Source organism: Natronorubrum amylolyticum, assembly GCF_052040145.1.
Classification (GTDB): domain Archaea; phylum Halobacteriota; class Halobacteria; order Halobacteriales; family Natrialbaceae; genus Natronorubrum.
The window spans coordinates 87,430-112,655 of sequence record NZ_JBPPFW010000003.1 but is presented as its reverse complement, the minus strand read 5'-3'; the positions used below and the strand labels follow the sequence as shown (position 1 = coordinate 112,655).

25 protein-coding genes are annotated in these 25,226 nt (G+C 64.4%); 14 read left to right on the top strand and 11 right to left on the bottom strand.

Translation table 11 applies throughout. From position 1 onward, the window contains the following. Window positions 1-70 precede the first annotated feature (70 nt). Both ACSFDB_RS11895 and ACSFDB_RS11890 read right to left on the bottom strand, forming a co-directional pair. A complete protein-coding gene (locus ACSFDB_RS11895; RefSeq protein ID WP_440771207.1) occupies window positions 71-328 on the bottom strand; it encodes a DUF5789 family protein in 258 nt (85 codons plus the stop codon). A 158-nt stretch (window positions 329-486) separates the two neighbouring features. Next, window positions 487-1,452: an NADPH:quinone reductase gene (locus ACSFDB_RS11890; RefSeq protein WP_440771206.1), complete on the bottom strand. Its 966-nt coding sequence runs from the start codon at window positions 1,450-1,452 to the stop codon at window positions 487-489. A gap of 132 nt (window positions 1,453-1,584) precedes the next feature. Here ACSFDB_RS11890 and ACSFDB_RS11885 point away from each other — a divergent pair, with 132 nt between their 5' ends. Next, on the top strand, window positions 1,585-1,779 hold the full coding sequence (locus ACSFDB_RS11885; RefSeq protein ID WP_440771205.1) for a hypothetical protein: 195 nt from the start codon (window positions 1,585-1,587) through the stop codon (window positions 1,777-1,779). 29 nt (window positions 1,780-1,808) lie between these two features. Here ACSFDB_RS11885 and ACSFDB_RS11880 read toward each other — a convergent pair whose 3' ends face one another. Further along, window positions 1,809-2,294 carry a cupin domain-containing protein gene (locus tag ACSFDB_RS11880; RefSeq protein WP_440771204.1) on the bottom strand — a complete coding sequence of 162 codons (486 nt, stop codon included), beginning with the start codon at window positions 2,292-2,294 and terminating at the stop codon, window positions 1,809-1,811. A 137-nt stretch (window positions 2,295-2,431) separates the two neighbouring features. Then, window positions 2,432-3,553, bottom strand: coding sequence for a pyridoxal phosphate-dependent aminotransferase (locus ACSFDB_RS11875; protein WP_440771203.1), 1,122 nt, complete (start codon window positions 3,551-3,553; stop codon window positions 2,432-2,434). Between the two features lie 150 nt (window positions 3,554-3,703). Between ACSFDB_RS11875 and ACSFDB_RS11870 the strand changes: the two genes are divergently transcribed. After that, window positions 3,704-4,360 carry a DUF6517 family protein gene (locus ACSFDB_RS11870; RefSeq protein ID WP_440771202.1) on the top strand — a complete coding sequence of 219 codons (657 nt, stop codon included), beginning with the start codon at window positions 3,704-3,706 and terminating at the stop codon, window positions 4,358-4,360. 211 nt (window positions 4,361-4,571) lie between these two features. Here the strand turns inward: ACSFDB_RS11870 and ACSFDB_RS11865 are convergent, their stop codons facing one another. Then, complete coding sequence (locus ACSFDB_RS11865) at window positions 4,572-5,435, bottom strand: 2-oxoacid:ferredoxin oxidoreductase subunit beta (protein WP_440771201.1); 864 nt, start codon at window positions 5,433-5,435, stop codon at window positions 4,572-4,574. Beyond that, the gene (locus tag ACSFDB_RS11860; RefSeq protein WP_440771200.1) at window positions 5,435-7,189 is read right to left on the bottom strand and encodes a 2-oxoacid:acceptor oxidoreductase subunit alpha; all 1,755 of its coding nucleotides are present in this window, start codon (window positions 7,187-7,189) and stop codon (window positions 5,435-5,437) included. Before ACSFDB_RS11860 ends, ACSFDB_RS11865 begins: the two co-directional genes overlap by 1 nt. Before the next feature lie 317 nt (window positions 7,190-7,506). Here ACSFDB_RS11860 and ACSFDB_RS11855 point away from each other — a divergent pair, with 317 nt between their 5' ends. Both ACSFDB_RS11855 and ACSFDB_RS11850 read left to right on the top strand, forming a co-directional pair. After that, a complete protein-coding gene (locus tag ACSFDB_RS11855; protein WP_440771199.1) occupies window positions 7,507-8,184 on the top strand; it encodes an FAD-dependent oxidoreductase in 678 nt (225 codons plus the stop codon). Window positions 8,185-8,398: 214 nt separating this feature from the next. Then, window positions 8,399-8,791: a hypothetical protein gene (locus tag ACSFDB_RS11850; RefSeq protein WP_440771198.1), complete on the top strand. Its 393-nt coding sequence runs from the start codon at window positions 8,399-8,401 to the stop codon at window positions 8,789-8,791. A gap of 36 nt (window positions 8,792-8,827) precedes the next feature. On the opposite strand, the gene mce is transcribed toward ACSFDB_RS11850, so the two are convergent. Further along, the gene (gene mce, locus ACSFDB_RS11845) at window positions 8,828-9,211 is read right to left on the bottom strand and encodes a methylmalonyl-CoA epimerase (RefSeq protein ID WP_440771845.1); all 384 of its coding nucleotides are present in this window, start codon (window positions 9,209-9,211) and stop codon (window positions 8,828-8,830) included. 161 nt (window positions 9,212-9,372) lie between these two features. Here mce and ACSFDB_RS11840 point away from each other — a divergent pair, with 161 nt between their 5' ends. Beyond that, window positions 9,373-9,687 (top strand): YbjQ family protein, encoded by a 315-nt coding sequence (locus tag ACSFDB_RS11840; protein WP_090310563.1) that lies wholly within the window; start codon window positions 9,373-9,375, stop codon window positions 9,685-9,687. Between the two features lie 224 nt (window positions 9,688-9,911). Further along, window positions 9,912-11,402, top strand: a complete 1,491-nt coding sequence (locus ACSFDB_RS11835; protein WP_440771197.1) for a glycosyltransferase family 2 protein — start codon at window positions 9,912-9,914, stop codon at window positions 11,400-11,402. 25 nt (window positions 11,403-11,427) lie between these two features. Here the strand turns inward: ACSFDB_RS11835 and ACSFDB_RS11830 are convergent, their stop codons facing one another. Next, a complete protein-coding gene (locus tag ACSFDB_RS11830) occupies window positions 11,428-12,273 on the bottom strand; it encodes a polysaccharide deacetylase family protein (RefSeq protein ID WP_440771196.1) in 846 nt (281 codons plus the stop codon). A gap of 307 nt (window positions 12,274-12,580) precedes the next feature. Here ACSFDB_RS11830 and ACSFDB_RS11825 point away from each other — a divergent pair, with 307 nt between their 5' ends. The 3 genes from ACSFDB_RS11825 (at window position 12,581) to ACSFDB_RS11815 (ending at window position 16,893) form a co-directional block, all read left to right on the top strand. Then, a complete protein-coding gene (locus ACSFDB_RS11825; RefSeq protein ID WP_440771195.1) occupies window positions 12,581-13,405 on the top strand; it encodes a glycosyltransferase in 825 nt (274 codons plus the stop codon). Between the two features lie 288 nt (window positions 13,406-13,693). After that, window positions 13,694-14,542 (top strand): glycosyltransferase family 2 protein, encoded by an 849-nt coding sequence (locus ACSFDB_RS11820; RefSeq protein ID WP_440771194.1) that lies wholly within the window; start codon window positions 13,694-13,696, stop codon window positions 14,540-14,542. 155 nt (window positions 14,543-14,697) lie between these two features. After that, window positions 14,698-16,893 (top strand): DUF2206 domain-containing protein, encoded by a 2,196-nt coding sequence (locus ACSFDB_RS11815; protein WP_440771193.1) that lies wholly within the window; start codon window positions 14,698-14,700, stop codon window positions 16,891-16,893. A 69-nt stretch (window positions 16,894-16,962) separates the two neighbouring features. Here the strand turns inward: ACSFDB_RS11815 and ACSFDB_RS11810 are convergent, their stop codons facing one another. Further along, window positions 16,963-18,396: an oligosaccharide flippase family protein gene (locus ACSFDB_RS11810; protein WP_440771192.1), complete on the bottom strand. Its 1,434-nt coding sequence runs from the start codon at window positions 18,394-18,396 to the stop codon at window positions 16,963-16,965. Window positions 18,397-18,574: 178 nt separating this feature from the next. Here ACSFDB_RS11810 and ACSFDB_RS11805 point away from each other — a divergent pair, with 178 nt between their 5' ends. Together ACSFDB_RS11805 and ACSFDB_RS11800 are read left to right on the top strand one after the other, a co-directional pair. Continuing rightward, window positions 18,575-18,793 (top strand): hypothetical protein, encoded by a 219-nt coding sequence (locus ACSFDB_RS11805; protein WP_440771191.1) that lies wholly within the window; start codon window positions 18,575-18,577, stop codon window positions 18,791-18,793. Between the two features lie 14 nt (window positions 18,794-18,807). Beyond that, complete coding sequence (locus ACSFDB_RS11800) at window positions 18,808-20,193, top strand: glycosyl hydrolase family 28-related protein (protein WP_440771190.1); 1,386 nt, start codon at window positions 18,808-18,810, stop codon at window positions 20,191-20,193. A gap of 42 nt (window positions 20,194-20,235) precedes the next feature. On the opposite strand, the gene ACSFDB_RS11795 is transcribed toward ACSFDB_RS11800, so the two are convergent. Further along, window positions 20,236-21,216: a DUF1616 domain-containing protein gene (locus tag ACSFDB_RS11795; RefSeq protein WP_440771189.1), complete on the bottom strand. Its 981-nt coding sequence runs from the start codon at window positions 21,214-21,216 to the stop codon at window positions 20,236-20,238. 262 nt (window positions 21,217-21,478) lie between these two features. Here ACSFDB_RS11795 and ACSFDB_RS11790 point away from each other — a divergent pair, with 262 nt between their 5' ends. Then, entirely contained in the window at window positions 21,479-22,432 is a 954-nt protein-coding gene (locus tag ACSFDB_RS11790; RefSeq protein WP_440771188.1) for an NAD-dependent epimerase/dehydratase family protein, read from the top strand. Between the two features lie 226 nt (window positions 22,433-22,658). Beyond that, window positions 22,659-23,006, top strand: coding sequence for a hypothetical protein (locus tag ACSFDB_RS11785; protein WP_440771187.1), 348 nt, complete (start codon window positions 22,659-22,661; stop codon window positions 23,004-23,006). Between the two features lie 83 nt (window positions 23,007-23,089). Here the strand turns inward: ACSFDB_RS11785 and ACSFDB_RS11780 are convergent, their stop codons facing one another. Continuing rightward, entirely contained in the window at window positions 23,090-24,772 is a 1,683-nt protein-coding gene (locus ACSFDB_RS11780) for an acyl-CoA mutase large subunit family protein (protein ID WP_440771186.1), read from the bottom strand. A 177-nt stretch (window positions 24,773-24,949) separates the two neighbouring features. Between ACSFDB_RS11780 and ACSFDB_RS11775 the strand changes: the two genes are divergently transcribed. Continuing rightward, window positions 24,950-25,189, top strand: coding sequence for a DUF8142 family protein (locus tag ACSFDB_RS11775; protein ID WP_440771185.1), 240 nt, complete (start codon window positions 24,950-24,952; stop codon window positions 25,187-25,189). Window positions 25,190-25,226 lie beyond the last annotated feature (37 nt).

The window sequence follows — 25,226 nt, the reverse complement described above, 5'->3', positions numbered from 1 at the left end:
AAACGCGTTCCGCTTCGATCCCACGTGATCCACCGACTGCCGATTGATCGTCCGACTGCCGACCGATCCGTTATCCCTCACCTTCGGACTGGTACGGTTCGCCGACGGCGTGTCGAGGGAGGAGGTTGAACACCTCCGTCTCGAGGTCGTCCATCGACTCGAACGTCTCGCCGCTCGAGTCGGCGACGATCTCGCCGAGGTTCTCCTCTCCGTCCGCGAGGACCAGCGTCACGTCGTCGCACTGGTCGGCGGCTTCGTCCCGTGAAATCGGATACTCGAGGTCGTCGAGCACGTTCACGAGACCATTGAGCTTGACATCCTGTGTCATAGTGGCGAACACGGGTCCCGTCGGCATAGCCGTACGGATACGCCGGATCGCTGGACAGTCGTCGTCTGCCGAGTGACGGCTAAAACAATCCGTTTCTGGGAACGGATTTCAAGTCGCCGCTTGAATTCCTAATCCGATCGCAGGCCGGAACCGTTTGCTCACGGTTCGATGACGAGCTTACCGAGGAAGCTCTCGTTCATGACGTCCTCCTGCGCCTGCGATGCCTCGTCGAGGTCGTAGCTCCGTGCGATCTCGATCCCGAGCGCGTCGGTCGCCATGAGGTGAGCCACACCGCGGAGGGGCACGCGCAGATCGGGCGTGTTGAACATACTCATAAACTGGTAGCTGACGTCCTTCGAGCGAGCCGCGCCGTCGTTCGTGAACGCGGGATCGGGGCTGTTCTCCCCGATGCCGACGACGCGACAGCCGGTCGCGGCGACGTCCGCGTCGAACTGAAGATAGTCGTCCAGCCGATGGTCGAGGATCGCGTCGACGCCGCCGTCGCTGGCCTCGAGGACTGCATCGGCCAGATCGTCGCGCCCATAATCGAGGACCGTCTCGGCGCCGAGGGCTTCGAGATCGTCGTGGTACGTTTCGGAACCGGTCGTGACGACTCGAGCACTGACCGCGGCGGCGATCTGAACGGCTGCGTGACCCACGCCACCCGACCCGCCGTGAACGAGGCAGTGCTCGGCGGGATCGAGGTCGGCGTGGTCGATCAGCGCGCGCCAGGCGGTAACGGCGGCGACGCCGGCCGCGCCCGCTTCGGTCAGATCCGCGCCGTCAGGGAGGTGGACGACCCGGTCTGTGGGTACCGTCGTGTACTCCGCGTAGGATCCCTGGAACCCGCCGTTGCCGATCCCAGTTCCGAAGACGCGGTCGCCTTCTGCGAAGCCCTCGACGGCTGACCCGGTCTCCGCGACGACGCCGGCGAAATCGACGCCGGGCGTGAACGGCACGCTGACCGGCTCGTAGGAGCCGTCTCGGAAGTAGGTGTCGACGGGGTTGATCCCCGCGGCGGCCACTTCGACGAGCAACTCGTCGTCGGCTGGCTCGGGTCGGTCCACGTCGTCTACCTGCAGTACGTCCGCATCACCGTGCTCGTGTAGGCGTACAGCGCGCATGATACTCGAGCACACGCCGTAGAGCCGTATAAGGGTACAGTTCTCGGTCGCTCGAGCGTCCGTTCGTCCGCGAATCTATGTCGACACCAACAAGTCCAACGTCTGTGGGTTCGCTGGCCCTCGAACGGGACGATGAGTGAATCCAGTGGCAATCAGCTCGAGGACGTAACGGTCGCCGTCTTCCCCGCGCAGGAAGGCAGCGAAGAGATCGAGTTCACCGAACTGAAGGACGTCGTCACCGACGCGGGCGCGACGGTCGACGTCGTCGGACACGAGACGGGCGCGGGCCTGACGGTGAACAACGTTTTCGAGGAGTTCTCGAACTAAAAACGGCGATCCGAAACGGTCCGACCGACTCAGTCGTCGGCCGGGAGCGGTCCCATAAACGCGAAGCCGTGTTCCTCGCCGACGGCGAACAGTGCCTCGAGATCGGCGTCGGTCACGTCACGAGGCTCCGGTAGTGTCCGCGTTTCGGTCGGCTCACCGACCGCGCGGAAGAAGTCCTCCGTTCCGGCGGGCGTGAGCGCGACGAGCACGCGAACCGGTTCGTCACCCTCGACGCGGAACCCGTGCGGACGACCTCCCGCGACGTAGCCGGTCATTTGGGGCTCGAGGGTGTGGTTCTCACCGTCGATGTGGAGGGTCATCGACCCCTCGAGGACGTGAAACACCTCGCTCGGGGCGTGCGTGTGAAGGCCGTTTTCGAACCCCGGCGGCGCGAGCATGTCGACCACGGTAAACTCGCCGTCCGTGTCGTCACCGTCGGCCGTGATGGTCATCGTCGAGCCGAGCACGTGGAGGTGTTCGCCGTCCGATCGCGGTGTGAGTTGTTTTCCTGCCATTGCTATCACCGACCGTATAGACGCTCTGCTCGGAGATAAAGAGATATTAGTGATTTCGAAGACGATTCCGACGACGGCCGGGTTAGCGGTTCGGCAGTTCGACTGACGCCTCGGCCGCTTCGACGGGTGGTACTCCGCTATCGTACCGCTCGCGTCGCGTCGTCGATGATTTCGAGGGCCTCCTTCAACTCCTCCATCGCCGTCGCGTACGAGAGTCGCGCGTAGCCCTCGCCGTTCGCACCGAAGGCATCGCCGGGGACGACGATCACGCCGCGGTCTAACACCTCGTCACACCAGCCCGCTGGTACCTTCGGCATGACGTAGAACGCCCCCTCGGGTTTCGGGACCTCGAGACCGGCGTCCGCGAGTCCGTCGAGGACGACATCGCGGCGCTCCTCGAACGCCTCGACCATCTCCGCTACCGGCTCCTGTGGTCCCGTCAGCGCGGCCTCAGCGGCGTACTGTGCGGGTGCGGAGGCGCAGGCCTGCCCGTACTGGTGAACGCGGAGCATGCGCTCGATGCGGCGATTGGACCCCGTGACCCAGCCGAGTCGCCAGCCGGTCATCGAGTAGGTCTTCGAGCAGGCGCTGACGACGACCACGTTGTCGGTCTCGGCGAACTCGAGCGGCGATCGGTGTTCGCCCTCGAAGACGATGTGTTCGTACACCTCGTCGGAGACGCAGAGGACGTCGTGTTCGTCGGCGATGCGGGCGAACTCGCGCATGTCCTCCTCGCTCTGGACGGCGCCGGTCGGGTTGGCCGGGCTGTTGACGACGAAGACGGCAGTGTCGTCGGTAATGGCTTCCTCGACGGTCGCCGGATCGAGCGTGAGATCCTCGCGGAGGCCGACGGGCTTCGGCGTGCCGTCCGCGATGTGAGTCAGCGCGTCGTAGGAGACGAAGCCCGGGTCCGGGAAGATCACTTCCTCGCCCGGATCGACGTGTGCCTGCAGGACGAGGTGGAGCGCCTCGCTGCCGCCGGACGTGGCGATAACGTGCTCGGGGTCGATCTCGAGTCCGTAGTCGCGGTCGTACTTCGCCGAAATCGCCTCGCGAAGCGTCAGCGTCCCCTTGTTCGACGTGTAGGCGTCGGTCTCTCCGGCCTCGATCGCCTCGATCGCGCCCCGGCGGGCGTGGGCGGGCGTCGGAAAGTCCGGCTGGCCAATTCCGAGGTTGATCGCGTCGTCACCGGCGGCCTCGAACACTTCGCGAATGCCGCTGATCGACACCTGCTCGACTCGTCGTGCGAACTCGGTCATACCTAACGGCTGGTGCGGATCCCGATAACTCTTGATGTGTCCGGGGCGTCGCTGCAACGATCGATTCGAAAACCACTATCTCGTTACAGTCTTGTCTACGTGAGTAACTGTTCCACAACAAATATACGGTTTCTGCCGAATACACCGCTAATGACCTACTCTCGACGTGCCATTCTCGCAACAGGAGCGACCGGAACGCTCGCACTAACAGCCGGCTGTCTCGACTTCGTCCTCGGAAACGGGCCGATGGAGCTCACGGCTGAACGCGTGGCTCCGACCGATGCGGCCCTCGAGGCCGCCGGCTACGGCGAGTACGAGATCGAAGAACGATCCATCGAAGAGACGATCGAGGTCGGCGTCGAGCGCGACGTCGAGGCCAGGGTGTGGTCGTCGATCTACTCGAAAGACGTCGAGCACCGCGGTATCGAACACGAGGGCGCGTTCTTCGTCGCCGTCTCGATCCCCGACTTCTCGATCCTCGGACGGTCGTTTAACCCAATTTCGGAGATGACGAACGACGAACTGCTCGAGGAATTCCTGTCCGAAATCGATAGCGATCACACCGACATCGACGACATTTCGAAGGTCGACTCGTTCACGCTCGATATTCTCGGCGACGATCGAACCGTCGACGTCTTCGAGGGCGAATCCGAGTTCGAGGGCGAGCCGATCGACATCGAAATCCCGGTGGCGTCGTTCGGTCACGAGGACGACCGTATCGTCCTCCTCGGGAGCTACCCTGCGGCGCTGGCCGAGGAATCGGCGAACGCCGAGGAGCTGATGGAATCCGTCGAACACCCGGTTTGAACGCCCGCAAACTCGAGGGACGGGTCACTTTTTTCGAGCCGCAACCGAGAGACAGAGCGAGCGTTCCGCACTCAGTGAGCGAGACCGAAGCCATGGTTGTCACTCGATGGTCGTCCGGAGCGCGGTTGGAGACACGGTACTGTCTCACCGGTGGCTGGTGATCGGTGTTGAGAAAACGACTACTAGCGAGTCGCGTCGAGCGCGTCGGTCGTCAGTAGAACTCGCGGACGAGGTCCATCGCGTCGTCCGGCGCGCCCTCCGGAATATCGGACATATCCTCGGTGACGCCGTGTTGCTCGTGGTACGGGACGGAGTTTTCGTCCTGGTACATGACGCCCTGATACTCCTTGTCGCTGTCGAGGATGACTTTCTTGGCGTCCTCGTAATCGTTCGGATCGTGGCCCTCTTCTTTGAGGTCGACGAGGTTCTCGCGGAAGTAGTCGTACGTGTCGACGTCGTTGAACGTGACACACGGGCTGAAGACGTTGACGAAGCCGAAGCCGTCGTGCTCGATCGCTTGTTCGATGATCTCCTGGTGGCGCAGCGCGTCGGAGGCGAACGACTGGGCGATGAACGAGGCGCCGGAGGCCAGTGCGAGCGCGAGCGGGTTGACCGGCGGCTGCTTCGGTCCTTCGGGGGTCGTCGAGGTCTCGAAGTCCGACCGCGAGGTCGGCGAGGCCTGGCCCTTCGTCAGGCCGTAGATGCGGTTGTCCATGACGACGTAGGACATGTCGACGTTTCGGCGGACGGCGTGGACGAAGTGACCGGCACCGATCGAGTAGCCGTCACCGTCGCCGCCGGAGACCATCACTTCGATGTCGGGGCGGGCCATCTTGACGCCGGTGCCGACGGGGAGCGCACGGCCGTGAACCCCGTGAAGGGCGTAGCTGTGCATGTAGGTCCCGATCTTGCCGGAACAGCCGATGCCGGCGACCACGAACGTGTTGTCGGGGTCGTTGCCGGTTTCGGCCAGGGCTTTCATCATGCCGTTCATCGTCCCGAAGTCGCCGCATCCGGGACACCACGTGGGCTGCTTGTCGGATTTAAAGTCGGTGAATCGTACGTCGGAGCTCATTATGCTGGCACCTCCTCGGAGAGTTTCTCGGTGATCTGTTCGGCGAGTTCGTCCGCCTTGAAGCGGACGCCGGTGTACTTGTTGATGCGCTTGACGCGGGTAAGTGCGTCGTGTTCGATGAGGTCGGCGAACTGGCCGGTCGCGTTACACTCGACGACGATCGTCTGTTCGGCCGCCTCGATCTCGTCGGTGAGGTCCGGCCGCGGGAAGATGTACGGAACCGAGATCACGCGGACATCGACGTCCTCGTCCTCGAGGTAGCCGAGGGCTTCGACGAGTGCCCCTTCGTTGGATCCCCACGAGAGGATGAGGTTGTCCGCGTCCTCGTCGCCGAACTCGCGACACTCCCACTCTTCTTGCTCCTGTGCGGTCTCGACCTTCCGATACCGTTTGTCGACCTGCTGGACGCGCTCGTCCTGTTCCTCGGTTCGGCGGCCGAGTTCGTCGTGCTCGAGACCGGTGCTCATGTGTGCGCCGTCGATCGTGCCGGGGATGGCGCGCGGGCTGACGCCGTCGTCGGTGTCGGCGTGGGCGCGGAACCGTCCCTGCTCGTCGAGCCACTCGTCGACCTCGTCGTCGCCGACGAGTTTGCCGCGATCGATCTCGACTGCGTCCATGTCGAACGCCTCCGGCGGGAACGTCTGTTCGGTGACCGACATCGCCAGATCGGAGACGAGAAACACCGGCGTGTTGTACTTCTCGGCGAGGTTGAACGCCTCGACCGTCTTCCAGAAACACTCGGTGATCGAGGTGGGAGCGACGACGAACCGCGGCACTTCACCGTGGCCGCCGTACAGGGCCATGTTGAGGTCACCTTGTTCCTGTTTCGTCGGCATCCCCGTCGAGGGACCGGATCGCTGGACGTCACAGATGACCAGCGGCGTCTCGCTGGTCGCGACCAGTCCGAACGTCTCGGTCATGAGGTCGATCCCGGCTCCCGACGTCGCCGTCATGGCTCGAGCGCCCGCGCGTGCGCCGCCAAGTGCCATGTTGATCGCGGAGAGCTCGTCTTCGGCCTGGACGACGTGGCCGCCGTAGTCCTCGATACGGCCCGTCAGATACTCCATGATGGACGTCGCGGGCGTGATGGGGTAGCCAGCGTAGAAGCGACAGCCGGCGGCGATGGCACCCATCCCGATCGCTTCGTTGCCGTTCAGGAGGACGTAGTCGTTGTCGGTTACGTCGACGTTGTAGCCGAGGTGGTCGAGGTCGTAGTTCGCTTCGACGTACTCCTGACCGAGGCGGGCGGCTTCCTTGTTGTTCTCGACGATCTTCGAGCCCTTGCCGCCGAAGCGCTTCTCGAGCGCTTCGTCCAAGTACTCGACGTCGAAGCCGGTGATCTTACACGCGGCACCGAGCGCGACGATGTTGCGCATGATCGCGCCGCCGGCGTCCTCGGCGAGCGATTTCAGGGGGACGTCGACTGCGGTGATCTCGTCGGGAATCTCGGCCTCCCAGGAGCGTTCACCGTCGTAGATGACGGCACTGCCCTCGTGAAGTTCGTCGAGGTTTTCGTCGATGGTGCGCTGTGTCAGAGCGACCAGGATATCGAGTCGATCCACGACGCTTTGGACCTGCTCGACCGACGTCCGAATCTTGTAGGCCGTGTAGCCGCCGCGGATTCGGGACGCGAAGTCTTTCGACGTGAATACGTGCCGCCCGGCTCGGGAAAGTGCCTGAGCGAAGATTTTTCCGGTGGAGTCGATACCGTCCCCGGCCTCGCCTCCGACCGCCCAGTTGAGATCCTCAGCCATGTTATGCTGAGCCTTGCCCCCAGTAAATGAAAAGGCTTCTGAAAACCCAACCGGACCACCGCAACAGTGCGTGATATGTCCGCTCTCGATCGCCGAGTTCGTTACTCGAATCAGAATAAATCACCGGTGAAATTACGCTCTCGGGCAGCTGTGAGAACACCGGTTGGTACTGTTTCGAACAGGCGGCCATCTCTCGAGAACGATCGTTTCCGAGAGGGGCCGGATCGAGTGTATCGGACCGCGGGTCTATCGAACCGCGAGCGTCGCGACGACGCGGAACGGAACGCCTTTTCCAGCGGCCCCCGAACGGATTCGACATGACAATCGAAGGAACACCAGTCACCGTCGAATCGGTCCGCGAAGTCGGTCCGGGTACCGTCGCACTCGAACTCGAGACGCCCGACGGGTTCGATGCCCTCCCCGGGCAGTTCGTCCTGCTTCGGGCCGTCCCCGGCGTCGAGGACCAGACGAGCGGCGACCACGACGAGGACGACGTCGTCATGCGCCACTACACGCTCTCCTCGCCCGCGGTCGGCGAGACGTTCGAGATCACGGTCGGCATCGACCCCGACGGCGACCTGTCGCCGTGGCTCGCGAATCTCGAGGGCGGTGAAACCGTCCACATCGAAGGCCCGTTCGGGACGATTACCTACGAGGGTGACGAAGACGTCGTCGCCGTCGCGGGCGGCCCCGGCGTCGGTCCGGCCGTCTCGATCGCCGAAGCGGCCCACGAGTCCGGGCACGACGCCGTCGTCGTCTATCAGGACGACGAACCCGCACACGTCGACCGACTCGAGGCACTGGAGGACGCGGGCGCGGACGTGGTCATCCTCGACGAGGACGACAACGACGGACTGGCGGAAGCGATCGAGTCCCACCGCGCGGACGGACAGCTCTACGCCTTCGGCTTCGAGGACTTCGTGCGGTTCGTCGCCGACACGATCGACGAGGACGGCGGCGATTCCGACGAGGCGCTGATCGAGAACTTCGGCTGAGGGACCGCTCGAACGCGGGACCACGCTTTTCTGTGGCCTGGCGACGAAGCAGCCACGTCTCAGCTCGATCGATCGCGCACCCACCAGGGCCGAACAGTCGATCAGCCAATCACCCCGCGAACAGTCTGCCAAGGTGCGTGGCCGACCCGTGATCAGTCGCGTGCCGAGGCTCGCAAGCACAGTCACTACGCGTGTCGGATCCCTATCGGAGCCTATGGTTGACGAAGACCTCGAACTCGAGCGAGACATCGGACAGGCGACGATCGTCTACGAAGAACCCGACGAGGACACCGTCAGAAAGACGGTCCCGAACGAACACATCGCCTACTTCCAGGACCACTGGATTATCAAGACCGACGAGGACGAGGAAGGACACGACATCGTTCGGCGAATTCCCGCCCAGCGCGTCCACTACGTCGAGCGCTCGGTCGAGCAGTTCGAAGAGGAGGTCAAGACGCTGGTCGACCAGGTCCAGTCGTTCGCCGCCGACCTCCGAACCAAGCTACCGGTCGGCGGCGGCAGCAGTGGCGGCGACGAACGCCCCGAACCGCACCGGATCGACATCGACCAGGGCGAGTTCGACGAGAGCGATAATCGAATGGATTGAGTCGGTCGCCCGACTCGAGCGGCGGCGACGTTCGGTTCAGTGCTCGACGAGTTCGACGAGGATTCCGCCGGTATCTTTGGGATGTAAGAAGGCGACCGAATGACCCCACGCGCCGGGTCGTGGCTCCTCGTCGATCAACTGCACGTCGTGGTCGCGGACCGTCTCGAGGGCACCCTCGAGATCGTCCGTCGCGAGCGCAAGGTGGTGAATTCCCGCGCCGTTTGCCTCGAGATAGTTCGCGATAGTCCCCTCCTCGAGCGGTTCGAGCAGTTCGAAGTAGCCGTTTTCGCAGTCGAGAAAGACGACGCGCATGCCGTCGAACTCCTCTTCGTGGACGATTTCGAGACCGAAGAGGTCCGCGTACAGGGCTCCGAGTTCGGCGGCGTCCTCGGTCGCGATTCCCGCGTGATCGAAGTGCATGGTTCGCCGTTCGGGATCGAACACAAATATTGATGTGGTTCGTCGATTTCGGGCTTGCATATCGGGCCTCGATGCGGCATCTGGTATCGGTCCGAGAGTGAACTATTCAACTTGGTGTCGTTTTCGACGAGTATTTGATCCGGGTCTGTGAAGTCGAGACTATGCAGATCGCAAACACGGAGACGGTCCCGAACGGCGAGGTCGTCGAGGTCATCGGAATCGCCCGCGGCAACACCGTCGAGGCCAGAAACGCCGGCCGCGACATCACGCAGGGGATCCGCAACGTCTTCGGCGGGGAGCTCAAGGCCTACTCGGAACTCCTCTCGAAGGCTCGAGACGAGGCCATCTCACGGATGGAGGCCGACGCCGAACGGATGGGCGCTGACGCCGTGGTCAACGTCCGTCTCGAGACCTCCCAGATCACCGACGGCGGTTCCGAAGTGATGGCTTACGGGACCGCCGTTCGGCTCGAGTAACGAGTAACGAACTGCGAATCGCACGCCGCGAACCGTTCTGACTCCTCCTTTTGACACGGCCTGCTCGCTGTTGCAACGAATACGTGTTACCCCGAGACATCGGTTTGGGCAGTCGCAATATTCCGCGCTCTCGGCCGCTTCGGTGGCAGTTTCCTCGAGGTTACCGTCCTGCGTAACTCTCAGGTCGCTATCATTACTGAAGGTCGTCGGTGCTCTAAACTGGTATGAGCGCCACACATCACCGCCGTTCCGGTATATCCGACGATCGTCTCCGTTCGCGTCCGAACGAGAGCGACGGACTCGGCTACCGTTTCGCGGAGATCGACGGCTCGCCGTCTCCGCTCGTTCCGCACCGTCCCGCGATCGGTATCGTCGCCCGGGGCGAGGAGGCCGAATCGATCTACCGAACGATCCTTCGTGCGACCGACCGCCGGCTCGCGGTCTACCTCACCGCGGTCGATCCAGATTCCGAAATCGGTCGCCTCGCCGTCGGTCTCGGCGCCACGGTCGTCGAACCGCGCGGCCCGGCCACGAGCCGACTCGAACTCGAATCAGCCCTCTTCGCGGCGGGACGAATCGGCGGCCACGACGGACTCATCTTCCAGCTGGAAGGCTGTCCGCGAATCGACTACGAGCGGACCCTGGCGTCGTTCGAGGAGGACCGGTTCGAAGTCTACGCCGTTCCGGAGGATCGTTCGGCGTTCGAACGCCGGTCGCCCGTCGTCGCGGCGATTCCCGCGTACAACGCGGCCGAAACGATCGGGCAGGTCGTCAGGGAAGCCGCCGATCACGCGGATACGGTCCTCGTCGTCGACGACGGGAGCGCCGACGCGACGGCCGAACGCGCAGAACGCGCCGGCGCGCTCGTCGTCCGCCACGAGCGTAACCGCGGCTACGGCGGGGCGCTCCAGACTATCTTCGAGGTGGGACGAACGCTCGACGCAGACCACCTCGTGACGTTGGATGCCGACGGACAGCACGACCCCGCGTCCATCGCGACGCTCGTCGCGGCGCAGGAATCGAGCGGCGCAGAGGTCGTCATCGGCAGTCGATTCGCGGACGACTCGAACACGCGGATGCCCCGCGTTCGGTCGCTCGGACTCGACACCGTCAACCTCCTCACGAACGCGAGTCTGGGACGGTTCCGACCGCACACGTGGGTGCGAGACACACAGAGCGGTCTCCGATCGTACACGCGAGACGCCGTCGAATCCCTCGCGACGACCGCCGACCTCGGGAGCGGAATGGGCGCGAGCACGGATATCATCTACCACGCTCACCAGGAAGGGTTCGACTTCGAGGAGGTCGGAACCACGATCAGCTACGACGTCGAGCACGGTAGTTCCCAGGGGGCGCTCTCTCACGGGGCCGGTCTCGTACGGAACATCCTGGGATTCCTCGAGCGACGTCACCCCCTGCTCGCGCTCGGGCTTCCGGGACTGTTCCTCACCGTCCTCGCCGTGTCGTTCGGCCTCTGGTCGATCGGACAGCTGTTCGTCACCCCGGTGTCGGTGATCTCGGCGTCCGCGGCCGCCGCGTTCGCGCTCGCCGGGACGACGATGGTCCTACTCTCGGTATTTCTCCACACGATAAACACGCATCCGTACTTCCGAACGACGCCGGACCGGGACCGTTCGGTGTCCCTCCAGTACCGCGAGCCAACGTCAGAGATCGCCTCCGACAGAGGGACCCTCACGGTCGACGAACGACTGTGAGAGCGGTGGTTGCGACGACCGACGCTCAGCGATACCCGTTTTGAAATCTGAACGCCGTCTTCGCGAGGAAGGCGCCGAGATCGGTGAACTCCCACCGGAGCTGTTTCGGCTCACCGGCGCCGTTTATCCGCGCCAGAAGGTGCGGATCCGACTCCGGGCCAACTCGAATCTCGTTCAGTCCGGCCACCGCGAACCGGTGCGTGTCGCGAACGAGGTCCACGGCCGTCTGCGAGTACTCGCCTTCGGGGTAACAGAATCGCGTCACGTCGATCCCCAACAACTCCTCGAGTTCGTCCTTCGACCCTGCGATCTCCTCCGCTAACTCGTCGTCGGGCACCGTGTCGAGTTTTCGGTGGGACTTCGAGTGGTTCCCGATGGTGACCAACTCGTCGTCGGCGAGTTCGACGAGCTGGTCTTCGCTCATATACTCGTAGTCGAACAACTCGTTCTGCCGGAACGTTCCGTCTCCGATGCTGTTGCCAATGATGAAGACCGTCGCCGGGACGTCGTACTCGCGGAGTATCGGCACCACGTTCTCGTAGAAATCGACGGTTCCGTCGTCGAACGTCAGCGCGACGCGGGTCTCGTCCGTCTCCGCCGTCACGTCCGGGAGATCGACGACGGCGTACTTCCGGGTGAGCTGTTCGAGCTGTCTCCGGAACCGGTCCGGAGAGATATCGTCGTAAAACCCGCTTCCGACGGAGTGGTACATGAGAATTCGGTTCCCGGAGTCCGGAACCGGCACCCACGACGAGACGTTCGCGTAGTAATCGAGACGGGCCAGTTGTATCCACGTGCTCTTCAGAACCCTGTGGCTCAGCTCAGGGGTATCCGGATTCTCGCGGCCGCACAGATTGATAGTTCGTACCATTTCGATCGGCTCGCACTCGACGGATGCGGTATCGGGGAACCACACGTTCGAGACGATTCAGCGTGTCCGTACGAACGCCGCCGCGATCCAAATATGGAGCGCATCGTTTCGCCCCTCGAGTCGCCCCGGCTTCGCACTCGAGAGCTCCACCGGCCGCCCCCGCCGTTTCCGCTTTCGTATCGCCGAAATCCCTTCGTGACAAGCGAGGCCTAACGCGGTAACGGTACCCCCACTCTAAACCCGGCGACGGCGTACTCGTGGCCACGAGAGCCGATTCGCCGACCATCGGTCCACTCCACCTCACAACATGCGCCCCGCGTTTTCGGTACTGATGCCGGTGTACCACGGCGACGATCCGTCGCAGCTAGCGGTCGCCGTTCGGAGCGTCATCGACCAATCGGTTCGCCCGGACGAGATCGTGATCGTCGAGGACGGACCGCTCACTCGAGCGTTGGACGCCGTTCTCGACACCTTCCAGCGGGAGTACGGGGAGCTGATCTCGCGCTACCGATTGCGCGAAAACGTCGGTATCGGGAACGCGCTTCGGGCGGGCGTACCGCGGTGCGAACACGAACTCGTCGCCAGAATGGATGCCGACGATATCAGCGTCCCCGACCGGTTCGAGCGCCAACTGGCCGTCTTCGAGCGCCGTCCGGACGTCGACGTCGTCGGCGGGTACATCGCCGAGTTCGACGACGATCCTGACGATCTCTACGCGCGTCGGATCGTCCCCACGAACCACGCGTCGATCGCCGCTCGAGCCCGGTTTCGGAACCCGATGAATCACATCACCGTAATGGCCCGTCGCCGGGCGATCCTCGAGGCCGGCAACTATCGTGACTTCCTCGGCATGGAGGACTACGACCTGTGGGTACGAATGCTGTCGAACGGGTCGACGTTCGCCAACGTACCGGCCGTGCTCGCGAAGGCGCGAATCGACCGTCACTACACCCAGCGCGGCGGAATCGCCGTCGCGAGGGCCGAAGCCCGACTCCAGTGGACGTTCTACCGAGCCGGGTTCGTCGACGCGCCGATCCTCCTGTACAATCTGCTTACGCGGGTTTCCCTTCGACTGCTTCCCAGCCGAATCCGCGGCCGACTGATCGCACGCTACACGAGGACGCCTCCGTAACGCGTCGATCGGGGTTCGGAGTACGCGGTCGAGAGCGCCCTTCGAAACGAAGCGTCGTACTCGATATAATTTCGGCCTACGGTGGTGAACCGTTCGCTAACGGCGTCTTACCGGCTTTCGCTCCCCCATACTGTTTTACCTCGAACGCTGGTAACTGCAGTAGCGAACGAAGATGACAGACACCGTGTATTTGTTCCGTTCCGGGCGCCACGAGCGGACCTCGGATCATTGCCGTGACGTGTACGCCGCGCGAACGCCGATTCGTCTCCGCCGACGGCGGGTCCCGCTATGAGAGCGGCGACGATCGACGAACGGACGGACGAGCGCGACCCCCTCCCGATCTCCGTCTGTATCACGACGAAGGACAACGCCGATATCATCAGACGGTGTCTCGAGAGCGTCCACGACTGGACGGACGAGATCGTCGTCGTGGACAGCGACAGTCGGGACGGGACGATCGAAATCTGCGAGGAGTACGGCGCGAACGTCTACCAGCACGAGTTCAAGGGGTTCGGGGACATCAAGACGAAGTCGATCGCCCACGCGACGAACGACTGGGTGCTCATCCTCGACTCAGACGAAGAGGTGCCCCCGGCCCTCCGTCGGGAGATCATCGACGTGTTCGGCTCGTCCGGGATCGTCGGCTTCTACATCCGAAAACGCGAGCACATCCTGGGCGCCTGGTCCCACCAGTATCACGTCAAGCAGCCGGTGTTAGCGCGCAAGGAGGCGCTGTACTACCAGCAAGAACACCTGTGGGAGCGCCCGGCGATCAGAGACGAGTACGCCGAACGGACGAGAGACCTCGAGCACGCGCTCAACAACTACACGGTCGATCGGGTCTCCGAGCGAGAGACCAAGATGATGCAGTACAGCGCGCTTGAGGCCCTCCAGATCGTGGAACTGGACAAGCGCGACGGCGCCGCCGTTCTCCTGGCGAAAGGAATCGGCGCGGCGCTCTACCGACTCGTCGTCGGGCGGGCCATCCTGGACGGCTATCGCGGCTTCTACATGGCGTTTACGGACGTCAATCACTACGTGACGACGTACGCGAAGATCCGGGACATCGAACGGCTCCGAAACCGACGGCCGGAAGACTGGAAGGAGATCTGGCTCGAGGAAGAGTGTGGCCGATGAGCCCCGGAATGGCGCCGTCCGAGGCGTCGCCGTTGCGCGTACGGACGCCATACCGATCGACCGGAAGCGGCGGAACGAGATCGCGTCGTGATCCGACCGCGGTCGGACCGGAGTTCGACCGCGAGATCCGATCGCTCGCCTAACGAGACAGACGAATGCACGAGACTCACGCTGATCACCGAGGGACACCCCGCGAGTACGCCGGGGCGCTCCTCTTTTGTTGCCTCCAGGTCGCGTTCGTCGGCTGGATCGGGATGGCCGCGCTCGGCTTCGACCTTCCGGTCGTTCGCGCGGCGTTCGTCGTTCTCTACCTCACGTTCGTTCCCGGGTTCGTCCTCGTTCGGCTGTTGAACGTCGACGTCCGGTCCGTCTCGTCGCTGCTCGTGCTCACGGTCGGCTCGAGTCTCGTCTTCTCGATGGCTCTCGGTGCGATCATCAACGTTACGTATCCGCTGTTCGGGATCGCTCGGCCGATGGCACCGCTCACGCTCGCCCTGACGATCGTCGTCTCGGTCAGCGCCCTCTACTTGCTCGCCGTGCTGCGGCGGGACACCGTGCCGTCCGTTCCTCGAATGGACGGCGTCGTAACCTGGCGAACGGTCCGATATGCCGTCCCGCTATTGACGCTGCCGGTACTGAGCGCAATCGCCTCGCATTACGGGTCCGCGACCGGGGAGTTCCGCATCAATCTCGTCGTCTTGGTGGTGCTCTGTCTCGTTCCGCTGATCACATACGTCAGCGATCTTCCCGCGTCGGCGTATCCGCTCGTGATCTGGACGGTGTCGCTCGCGATCCTCTTTCAGTTTACGATGGTCTCGACGCACGTCGTCGGGTTCGACATCCACTACGAGTACTACACCGCGAACGCCGTTCGAGAGCAGGCCCGCTGGTACCCACAGGTTACCTCGGTCGGAAACTCACTGCTGTCGATCGCGGTGCTCCCGGCGATGTACGCGATCCTCGCGAACGTCGAGGTCGCGTGGATTTTCAAAGCTGTCGTGCCGTTTTTCTTCTCGCTGGCCCCGCTGTGCGTGTATCACGCGACGATTCACGTGTTCGACCGTCGCGACGTCGGCTTCCTGGCCGCGTTCGTCTTCGTCGCCTACTACAGTTTCTTCAAGGACATGCCGGACAAACAGCACATGGCCATCCTGTTTCTCGGCTTTCTCCTCGTCGCGGCGACCGACCCGCGTCTCTCACAGCGCGTCAAACTCGTCCTCTCCGTCGCGTTTCTCGGCGGAATCGTCACGTCACACTACGCGACGAGTTTCATTCTGATCGGCCTCTTCGCGCCGGTGGCGTTCGTCGACGTCGTCTCGCGGTACAGATCGAACGGGATACGCGTCGAGCGGACCGCTATCTTCGTCGGCGTCGGGCTGTGGGCGTACTTCGTCCTCTTCAACGTGCTCTGGTACGGCACCGTCAGCCAGGGAACGAACCTCGAGTTGATCCTCGCCGTCTCTGCCGAGACGGTCACGAACGTCGAGGCGTTCATGGCGACGCCCGAGAGCCGAAGCGGCGTGGACTACGCGACGCGCGACCTCCCGGGCGGCGTGCTCTGGGAGTGGTACCGGCTGTTGAACGTCGTCCTCCTCGGGTTCGTCTCCGCGGGCCTCCTCGCGACGGCACGACGGGTTCTCGTCGACCGAGAGATCCACCCCTATCACGTTCTCGCGGCGGGGTGTTACGCGCTGATCGCGGTCACGATCGTTCTCCCGTTCGATATCGGATTCGACCGCATCCTGCAGTTGGCGCTGTTCGTCCTCGCCCCGTACCTGATCGTCGGAGCCGTCGCGCTAGCGACCGCCACCGCGAGCGTGTTCGAGTCCACGAGACGGATCGCGACGGCGGGCAACGCGCGCAAGGCGGCGTGCGTCTTCATCGTCGTCTACCTGCTGTTCAGCACGGGCGCGGGGTTCGCGCTCGCCGGCGACGAAACCCCGCCGTACGCGATCTACCTGGACGACGAAAACTGGGAGGAGTGGAACGTCGCCTATCCGTCCGAACTGGCCGCCGCGGAGTGGGTGAGCGCACACTCCCGATCGGACGAGATCGCGACCCTCCCCGGCCCGCCGAACCACTGGTGGCACAACAAGGACTTCATGATACTCTCCGGCTACTACGGGCAAGAGGAGTTCGTGTGGTTCGAACGGGACACCGATTCGGTCCCGCGTGGGACGTGTATCTACCTCGGGAACGAGATGAGCGACGACGGGCGGATGCCGTACTTCGACACCGAGACCGAGACGCTCGAGCACACCGAGTTCGCGGAAACGACCTTTTACGAGGCGGTCGTGGTCGACTCGAACCGGGTGTACGATAGCGGCTCGGCGACGATCTACGGCTGCTGAGGGGACGGATCTCGAGAGCCGATTCTCGATCCGCGGCGCGGCGTCCGATCGAAACCGCAGCGTCGCGACTCAGTCGGACGGCGAGAGAACGTCAATGACGTCCCGACGGATGCGCTCCGTCAGCGCCAGTAGCGAGACGACGTAGACGACGATCCCGAGCCCGACCGCTAGCACGAGACCGACGAGCGTGTCGACGTCGAACGGGGAAAACAGCAGCGTGAGTCCCATGATCCCTGCGGAGACGACCTGCATGCCGATCTCGCGCGTCGGGACGGTGATCTCGAGCAGCCGCGAGGAGTAGACGTACACGAGTGCGGTCTTGATCAGCATCGCCAGCGAGGTCGCGACGGCCGCCCATTGCCAGCCGAACGAGGCGATCAACGCCACGTTGAGCACGACCGCCAGCGCGATGAACACGACGTTGGCTTTGAACATCAACACCGGTCGATCGAGGGCGTGGACGAGCTTCTCGAGGATGATCTCGTAGCTGTGGATCACGCGCGCGAAGATCAGCACGAGCAACACGGCGTAGCCGGCGGTGAACTCCTCGCCGAAGTACGAGAGGAGCTCTTCGCCGACGAAGATCGCTCCGACGAAGCCGGGGATCGCGATGATTCCCGCGTAGACCAGCGACGATTCCACGAGCCGTTCGACGCGTGCGTGCTCGCCGTTGGTCCAGAGTTCGCTCACGTTCGGCAGCAGCGTCGAACTCACCGCCAGACCGACGAAGAAGAAGATCCCGGAGACCTGCCAGCTCACCTCGTAGATGCCGATCAGCGCGGACGCGACGAAGAACCCGAGTACGAGCGTGTCCGTCCACACCCAGGAGGTGTCCTTGATGGATGCGAGCCAGCTGAACCGCGCGAATCGGTAGAGGCTCGAGTAGTGTTCCCTCGCGGGCGCGCCTGGCGTGACGGGGAGCAGGTACAGCGCCAGGACGATCGCGAGCACCTGTCCGGCGATGAAGCCGATCAGGATTCCGGTCAGCCCGTACCCGAGAGCGACCAGGACGAACCACAGGGAGACCCGCCCGAGCGTCTCCGTGAACAACAGCAGTACCGACCGACCTACGAGTTTCTTCCCGGCCAGCACCGACGAGAGGGTGTCGACGACGACGTTCAGAAAGATCCCGGCCACCAGGAAGGGGAACACGACGTCGCTCCCGATGTACGTCGCGACCGGACCGCGAAACGCGAACAGCGCGGCGAGGACACCGACGAAGAGTCCGAGCCGAATCGACAGCGAGGCCGTGAAGTACCGATCGCGGGTGCCGGCGCCGCTCGCCGACCGCTCACTGATCCGCTTTCGCGTCGCCTCGGAGAACCCCATGTCGGTCAGCAAGGCGGCGAAAAACACCGTCGCGGCGAACAGCGCGTATGTCCCGAACGTCGCGGCGTCAGTCGCTCGAGCGACGTAGAGGACGCCGGCGAACTCGAGTCCGGCGATTCCGACCTGAAGGAAGAACACGCCGAGAGACGATTTGACGAACCCGAACTCTCTCATCGGCCCGGAGCCGTGACCGGTGACGGAGGCGCTCGACGACGGCTCGTTGCGGGTGACGGATGCGTATTGGACACTCGATTGCGTCTCACCATGCTCATCGACTTAATACCTCTATCCGTCCGGTCGCTGAACGAGTGCAGTGGATCGCTTAAGTCGACCGGGCGTCTCCCTCTTCACCATGACCGAAGACGACCGAACGATTCACCGCCGAGCGATCCTCGCCGCGACGACCGCGACGTCGCTCGTCGCCGCCGGCGTCACCGGTTCGGCGGCCGCTCACCATCGACCCGATCACGGACGACGGGGGCCACCGTCTCGAGATTCCCCGGATGAGACGGACGAGCCCGCGAGTGAGTGCGGATTCGGAGCCGAATACGGCCGTCGATACGGGTCATAACTCCGGAGTAGATCATGCCAACACCATCCGACAACCACGGATTCGACCTCGACTACGAACCGGGCGAAGCGTGGGACTACAACGACGACTTCGCGGCGCTCGAGGAGCGGGTGCCGGTCGTCGACGACGAGACCGACCGCGACGGATACACGCCCCACGGCGATTCGGTGTTCATCGCTCGAGACACGGGCGACGTCTACGTCGGCACCGGGTCGGCGTGGAATCACCTGGGTAACGTCGCGGAGACGACGGCCCCCGTGACCGCGTACGGCGCCGTCGGGGACGGCGTCACCGACGACACGCGAGCCATTCAGAACGCGATCGACGACGCAAGCTACGCGGTCTTTTTCCCCGAGCCCGAGGACGCGTATCTGGTCTCCGAGCCGATCGAGTTCGGTGACGGAGGTCGCGCTCGCCACCTCCGCGGGAGCGGCGCGGTCACCGTTCGGGCGGATCCGGACGGGACGTGGCCGACCGGCGCAGGTGTCTTGGACAGACCGGAACGGACCGAGTGGACGCCCGGTCACGACCTGATCGTCCGCGACCTCAGCCTCGACGCCAACGGCGTCGCCGATCACGCCCTCAGCGTCAGCGAGGCGGGCGCCGACGTGAACGTCGTGCTCGACGTGACGAACGTACACGGCGTCCGCGCGAGGAGCCACGGCTTCGCGATTCACCGGCCGATCGTCTCGCGGATCGCCACCTGTCGCGCCCAGCACAACGGCGGAAGCGGCTTCTTCGTCACCGGTCACGGGACGTCGACGCAGTTTCACACCTGCTACTCGCTCGACAACGACGGCCACGGCTACGACATCGACGTGATGGACTACACCGGCCTCGTCAACTGCGCGGCCGACAGAACCCGACGCGGCTACTCCCTACAGGGAACGGAGGGCCGACGGAGCATGGCGCTCGAGATCCACCACTGCGGCGTCGAGTGGCCGGCCGAAGAGGCCTACTACCTCGAGGGTGTCGACAACGCCCACATCGTCGCGCCGTACGTTCACGACCCGAGCGACGACCACCCGATGCTCTCGTTCAACGCATTCGCGCGGGTCACGGTATCGAACTTCGTTTCGTTCGTCGAACCCGCGAACGCGCCCGTCGTCTCCGTCAACACGAGCGGCGGGACCCACTCTCGGTATCCGGACCTGATACACGTCGAGAACTCGCGATTCGCCTCGATCGAGGGCGGCGACCTCGATCTCCGGTGGGTGTTGAGTTCCTACGGGCTCGAACTCGGGGACGGCTCACAGCTCGCGGAGTACCGCGTCAACGGTGACCTCTACTGCGGCGGCGCAGACGGCGACGGCGTGATCGTCCGCGACCGGTCGACCGGCGAGCCCTACCGAATCACCGTCGACGGCGGAGAGGTCGTCGCCGACCCGGCGAACGACTGAGGCAGCGGACGGCCGCGTCGGTCCGTCGCTCCCTCGATCGCATTAGTCCGCCGCTTCGTCGCCCCCGTCTCCCCAGAGCGAGACGTAGTAGTCCGCGCTCTCGACGGACGGTTCGTCCGGGACGTCTCCGTCGAGGTACAGCAACCAGACGATCCGGACGTCCGATCCCGCCACCGTCGGCTCGAGTTCGTCCGACAGAATCCGCGTCTCGCCGTGCTCGAGGCGCGCGTCGAACCGCTCGAGTTCCCGCTGCTCGTCGACGATCGCCTCGCCGTCGCTCACGTTGACCTCCTGTTCCGCGACGACGACGGTGTACTCCGTCGGCCGGTGCTCGTGGTTGTCGATACCGACGATCACCTCGCGCTCCTCGCCGGAGTCGAACTCGGCCGGGTACTCGTCGGCGACCAGTTCGCCGTCCTCGTCCTCGGTCAAGAGGTAGATCGCCGAGTACGACTCGTCTTCCGGCGACGTCACGGCGGCGTAACCGACGGTGCCGACGACGAGCAGGGCCGACACCACGAGGACGACGGTCAGCGCCGTCTCCCCTCGCGTGCCGGACCGGAACGCGCCGCGTCGGCCGGACTCGATCCACTCGCGGACGGGGACGCGAACCCGCTCGTCTTCGGGAACGGTTCGCCGCCTGACGGCCGCAACCGACGCCGCGAGGAGCGTGAAGGCGGCCGCGACGAGGACGAGCGGGACGAGGCGGATACCCCACGGCGTCGCGGCGAGCCCGAGGCCGAGAACCGGCACGATCGCGAGGCTCAGGCCGACCGAGAGCGCGACGCGTTCGAATCCCCCGAGTCCATCGCGTTCGGGGAAGAGGGCCGCGACGGTGACGTATCCCGGAGCGAAGAGCAGCGACGGGACCGCGAGCGGACCGAGCACTGTCGCGCCGGAGTGTCGCGAGGCGAGACCCACGGCGGCGACGAGAACCGTCGCCGCGGCTACCGCGACGAGATCGATCGGGAAGGACCGCCCGCCGCGTACGCGAGGCGATCCCCGCGACTCGTCGTCGATCATCGATCGCAACCACCACGGTCGGCCCTAAAAGAGTGAATTACGAAGACGCTGACTCTCACGGCCTCGAGAACGCGGGGACGACCGACCTGTCCCTCGTCTCGGTTCGTCACGAAGCGATCCGAAACCGGGATCGAGAGCCGGTCAGCCGCGCAGTCGCCGTAAGAGGAGGCCGGACGATTCCACCCGATCGAACGCCCTCTACGAATGGGCTGACCGCCTTCGCGGGGCAAAGGAACATACGCTTCTCCGTGGTCCGTTCGATATGTCGACGCAGGAATTCCGAGACCGAACGGTCCTCGTCACGGGTGGCGCTGGATTCATCGGCAGCCACCTCGCGACCGCACTCGCCGACGATACCGACCTCAGGGTTCTCGACTCGTTCGCCACGGGGCGGCGGGAACGAGTCCCCGACGACGCGACGGTCATCGAGGGCGACGTGAGAGACGACGACGCGCTCGCTCGAGCGACCGAGGGCGTCGACCTGATCTTTCACGAGGCCGCCCTCGTCAGCGTCGAGCGCTCCGTCGAGGATCCGATCGCGAGTCACTCGATAAACGTCGACGCGACCCTCGCGCTGTTGGAGCGAGCTCGAGAACTCGACGCGCGGTTCGTGCTTGCCTCCAGTGCGGCGATCTACGGGCAGCCGGAGCGGTCGATCGTCTCGGAGGCTGACCGAACGATTCCGAGTTCGCCGTACGGCCTCGAGAAACTCGCGGTCGACCACTACGCGCGCCAGTATCACGACCTCTACGGGCTCGAGACCGTGGCGCTTCGGTACTTCAACGTCTACGGCCCGGGCCAGTTCGACAGCGATTACAGCGGCGTCGTCACCGCCTTTATCGACCGGGCGCTGGCCGGAGAGCCGCTTCCGATCCACGGCGACGGCAGCCAAACGCGGGATTTCGTCTTCGTCGAGGACGTCGTGCGGGCGAACATCCTGGCTGCCACGACCGATCACGTCGGCCGCGCGTACAACGTCGGCACGGGACGGTCCGTGACGATTCGGGAACTCGCAGAACTGATCGTCGACGTAACCGACTCCGACGCCGAGATCGTGCACACCGACGAGCGAGTCGGCGATATCCGCCACAGCAGGGCCGATGTCGACGCGGCGCGGGCTGACCTCGACTACGCGCCCGAGGTCTCGCTCCGCGAGGGACTCGAGCGGACCGCCGAATGGGTGGCGGCGTCGAACCGGCGCGGCGAGTTTCGCTGACAGACGAGTCGGGATGTCCGCAGTTCGGGCTCGGCGCGCCGATCGACTGCCCCGCCTCGATTCGAATGATCCGCGCGGCCGTGGGCGGGCCACCGACGTGGTCTGCACACCGGTAGCGGGAACAACGGTTACTTACCGACGGAAAACAGCCGTTTCGACGATCTGACGCTCACAACCCTTAATCAGCGGTCGGGCGAACCGGCCTCGCACGCACTCGAGTCATTCAATGTCTCAGGCAATCCTCCACTTCGCCGTCGGCGGAACGCTCACTGCGCTCCTCATCGCTCTCGTCCCGGACATCCCGTATCCGCGAACGCTCGTCCTGATCGGGGGTGGATGGGCGATGATCCCCGACGCAGCCAAACTCGCATCGCATCCGTCCCTGTTGGCGTTTCACGACAGTCCGGTCGCCGACGTCTTCTGGTTCCATCGGACCCTCGATCGCCTCGACGAGAGCGATTCCGTGCGACTCGCGAGCGTCGCCCTGGTGATCTTTATCGTCGTGACATCGCTCCTCGAGCGGCGCTCGTATCGCGCTCCGGAGGTCGTCCGCGAACGGGGTGATGGCGACTGAGCGGCTCGCTAGTCGCCGTGAACTGAACGCGGCCGAATCGACCCGCCCGCACCGGCGGTCGGCGAGTACGCAAGTCGACTCGCTCACACCGCGCTTCCGGGCTGATACTCCCCGAACTCGTCGCGCAGGACGTTACAGATCTCGCCGACCGTCGCGTACACCTTCACGGCGTCGATGATGTACGGCATCAGGTTCTCCTCGCCCCGTGCGGCCTCGCGCAGCGCCTCGAGCGTCTCCTCGACGCGTTCGTCGTCGCGCTCTGTGCGAACCGACTCGAGGCTGTCGATCTGGCGCTGCTGGTCTTCCGGCGTGACTTCTTGAACGTCCATCTCGGGATCCTCGTCGACCTCGAACTCGTTGACGCCGACGATGATGCGCTCTTTCTCCTCGATCTCCCGCTGGCGATCGAAGGCGGTGTCTTGGATCTGGCGCTGGACCCACTGCTGTTCGATCGCCTCGCGCATACCGCCGCGTTCGTCGACCTCCTCGAGAATCTCGTAGGCGTCTTCCTCGACCTCGTCGGTCAGCGACTCGACGTAGTAGCTGCCCGCGAGGGGGTCGATGGTGTCGGCCGCGCCGGACTCGTGGGCGAGGATCTGCTGCGTGCGCAAGGCGGTGCGGACCGACTGCTCGGTCGGCAGGGCGAGCGCCTCGTCCTTGCCGTTGGTGTGGAGACTCTGGGTCCCTCCCAACACCGCGGCCAGCGCTTGGTAGGCTACCCGAACCACGTTGTTCTCGATCTGCTGGGCGGTAAGCATCGAGCCCGCGGTCTGGGTGTGGAACTTGAGCTGTTTGGACTTTGGATCGTCCGCGTCGAATCGCTCGTCGATGATGTCGTGCCACATCCGGCGGGCGGCGCGGAACTTCGCGACCTCCTCGAAGATGTTGTTGTGACCGTTGAAGAAAAAGGAGAGCTGCGGGGCGAACTCGTCGACGTCCAGTCCGGCCTCGATGGCCGTCTCGACGTACTCGATGCCGTCGCCGAGCGTGAAGGCGAGTTCCTGTGCGGCCGTCGAGCCGGCTTCGCGAATGTGGTAGCCCGAGATCGAGATGGTGTTGAACTTCGGCGTCTCCGCGGCGCAGAACTCGAAGATGTCGGTGATGATCCGCATCGACTGCTCGGGGGGGTAGATGTAGGTGTTGCGGGCGATGTACTCCTTGAGAATGTCGTTCTGGATCGTCCCTCGAAGCTCCTCGCGGTCGACGCCCTGCTGGTCGCCCACGGCGATGTACATCGCGAGCAGGACGGATGCGGGCGCGTTGATCGTCATCGACGTCGAAACCTCGTCCAACGGAATGCCGTCGAAGACGGTCTCCATGTCGGAAAGCGAGTCGATCGCGACGCCCGCCTTCCCGATCTCGCCGGCGGCCATGCTGGCGTCGGAGTCGTAGCCCATCTGCGTCGGCAGGTCGAACGCCATCGAGAGCCCGGTCTGGCCCTGATCCATCAGGTAGTGGTAGCGCTCGTTAGTGTCCTCGGGCGTCGAAAACCCCGCGTACTGGCGCATCGTCCACAGTCGGCCGCGGTAGCCGGTCGAGTAGACGCCGCGCGTGTACGGCGGCTCGCCCGGATAGCCGATATCCTCCCGATAGTCCAGATCGGCGACGTCTTCGGGCGTGTAGAGTCGATCGACGTCCTGGCCCCCCGTATCCGTCGTGAACGTCTCCTTCCGTTCGCCGAACCGTTCGACCACCGGCTCGACGTCCTCCTCGTGCCACTCCTCCCGGCCGGCACGGATCTCCTCGAGATCGTCGGAATCGAACATTATCGTTTATCTAGGTTGGGGTGGGGCTTGAAGGTTCATGAAGGCGGCCAGTATCGTCCCGAGTTGCGATCGGTACCAGTGGGTCGCTTACCCGTCGACGATCGGAACTGGTACAGACCTACGACAGTCACTCGAGTCGGGACGGCCGCTTTTCACCCGCGCCGTGGAGGTGCCGATATGGAGCAGCCGGTACCGAGCGACGAGGCGGCGCGCGACCGCCGGCGAGCGGCGCTGTACGTCGCCCCGTTCCTGCTGATCGGACTGTTCAACCTCGCCATCCTGCTCCGCTGGGGGATCGATCCGCTGTGGGCGTTCGCTATCCTCCCGCCGATTCTGGCCGTCACCGCAATCGCGTGGGTCGCGTTTCGTCACGGCTTCGACCGCCAGCCACACCAGCCGGACACGCGTCGCGAGTAGTCGGCGTCGGCCCCGTCGGCCCGGCCCGCGGGTCGAC